We start from the raw sequence: 2,530 nt of genomic DNA on the forward strand, positions 1-2,530 counted from the left end.
GCTACTAGTAATGAAACAAACAGATGGCTTTAAGCTTATTGGTTTTCCTAAAGATGCTTATGATGATGTGCGAAAAGGGAGTGCTTTATACATTGATGCTCATAATACAAATACGGTTGTACCAGGCTATTTTATAGAAGCACAATATAAAACTTCAGTGGGTTATTTGCTTGTTACATCATTTGACTGTCCTTTTGAAGAGTCGAATGTGTTTATTCTATTAGACCTGAATTACAGGATACTTGCCAAAAAATATCTCCAAATGTGGTACGAAACCTTTCTACTTAAGGCTCACTGGTCAGTTTCAGACACTAAACTTATGCTGCAATATCAAGGTAATTTAAGTTACTCTCTGACAATCAAGCCCAAAATACTAGGTAGAGGGTATAAGCTTGTTTTGCAAAAAGAAGCAGCTTCTCTCATCTATGATTCCTCATCTGCACCTTCTGTTCATTAATTTGCGCACTATTGACGATATAACTGGTTTAAATTCAAGAGAGAATATAGTGGTTGATAAATAACCAGCTTTATTCTTTTATGCATTACAGGAACTTCAATCTTGAGTGTGTGCCAGCGAAGGCAAAATGCTGTGTTATTGATGTATTAGTAAAAGAATGAATTAACCTTGCATACTCTGGGTTCACTTATCACTATGCTCTATTGTAGAGTATACCCTTGGCGAAGAATCATTTTGATGTGAACAGTCATTAATATTTGCCCTATGCACTAAATCATGTTGGGGGAAATACACAAAACTTGGCGTAATCACCTAAAGCTGTGTTTTGTTGATATACTTTCATTTGTATGACTGTTTGTAGTGAACCATTTTTTGCTGCGAAAATTGATTATTGGACTATGATTGCAATCTGAGTGAGCAAGTAACTATTTATGAAGCAGTGGACTCCTTCCGGATGGAGAAATTTCCCTATCCAGCAACAACCAACGTACCCTGATCAAAATACACTTAAATTGGTTGAGCAAAATTTAGCGCAAATGCCACCATTAGTATTTGCAGGTGAAGTACGACAATTACGTCAACATTTTGCTGATGTAACCGCTGGTAAAGCATTTTTACTGCAAGGTGGTGATTGTGCAGAGAGTTTTGCGGAGTTTAATGCAACGAATATCCGAGATACCTTTAAAGTCATGCTGCAAATGGCTGTGGTATTGACCTTTGCTGCAGCTTGTCCGGTGGTTAAAGTGGGACGACTTGCAGGCCAGTTTGCCAAACCTCGGTCTGCTGATAATGAGGTGATTAATGGTGTAGAGTTGCCAAGTTATCGTGGTGATATTATCAATTGTATTGATTTTACAGCAGAAGCTAGAACGCCTGATCCTCAACGCTTAGTCCGTGCATATAACCAGTCTGCCGCAACACTGAATTTGTTACGTGCTTTTGCCCAAGGAGGCTTAGCGGATTTACACCAGGTACATCGTTGGAACTTAGGATTTTTGGCTAATAGTGGTCAGGGAGAACGTTATCAACACCTTGCTGATCGAATTGATGAAGCATTAGCTTTTATGGCGGCTTGTGGTATTACAGCGAATAATACGTCATCTATACGCGAAACAGATTTTTACACATCACATGAAGCCCTTTTATTAAATTATGAAGAGGCACTTACCCGTCAGGATAGCCTAACAGGAGATTGGTATGACTGTTCTGCGCATATGTTGTGGATTGGTGATCGTACCCGTCAGGTAGATGGTGCTCATGTAGAGTTTTTGCGTGGAGTGCACAATCCTATTGGTATAAAAGCAGGTCCCACGACGAATACTGATGATTTGATGACTTTATTAGATAGATTAAATCCAACCAACGAGCCTGGTCGGATTAATGTCATTGTACGTATGGGTGCAGGTTTAGTAGAAAAGAATTTACCAAGGCTTATTCAAGCAGTGAAAAGAGAAGGAAAACAGGTGTTGTGGAGCTGTGATCCTATGCATGGTAATACGATTAAAGCGGGAACAGGTTACAAAACACGTGCATTTGATGATATTTTGGCTGAGGTTAAACATTTCTTTGCTGCACATCAAGCTGAAGGTACCTATGCGGGTGGCGTACATTTTGAAATGACAGGGCAAAATGTCACGGAGTGTATTGGTGGGGCTCAAGCAATTACTGAAGACCGCTTGTGTGATCGTTACCATACACATTGTGACCCTCGGTTAAATGCAGATCAATCGTTGGAGTTAGCCTTTCTTATTTCAGAGACACTGAAAGAGTGCCGGCAGTACTATCTCAATGGTTCACAAGAGTAAATTGCAAAAGGAGTGCTAATGCTTGAGATAGCAGACAATCTATCTAATGACGATAAACCGGCTTTTTATAGTGACCTGCAGCTTATGGCTGCAGGGTTGCTGGAGGGTGATGATGACTTAATATCATCACTTGCCAATCTAAGTAGTTTATTGTTTTGGCAATTAGAGGATATTAACTGGGCTGGCTTTTATCTTTTATCAGAGAATGTGCTGGTTTTAGGGCCTTTTCAAGGTAAACCTGCTTGTAATCGAATAATGGTTGGGCAGG

General features: G+C 39.8%; 3 protein-coding genes. All 3 read left to right on the forward strand.

Features of this window, described 5'->3' with window-relative positions; genetic code table 11:
- On the forward strand, positions 1-457 hold a 457-nt coding region (locus KCG35_RS24565), incomplete at its 5' end, for a hypothetical protein (protein WP_304956769.1).
- Between the two features lie 431 nt (positions 458-888).
- Positions 889-2,262, forward strand: coding sequence for a class II 3-deoxy-7-phosphoheptulonate synthase (locus KCG35_RS24570; RefSeq protein WP_215822492.1), 1,374 nt, complete (start codon positions 889-891; stop codon positions 2,260-2,262).
- Between the two features lie 18 nt (positions 2,263-2,280).
- Positions 2,281-2,530: GAF domain-containing protein (locus KCG35_RS24575; protein ID WP_373687375.1), on the forward strand; the 250-nt coding region annotated here is incomplete at its 3' end.

The organism is Zooshikella harenae (genome assembly GCF_018837975.1).
Taxonomy (GTDB): domain Bacteria; phylum Pseudomonadota; class Gammaproteobacteria; order Pseudomonadales; family Zooshikellaceae; genus Zooshikella; species Zooshikella harenae.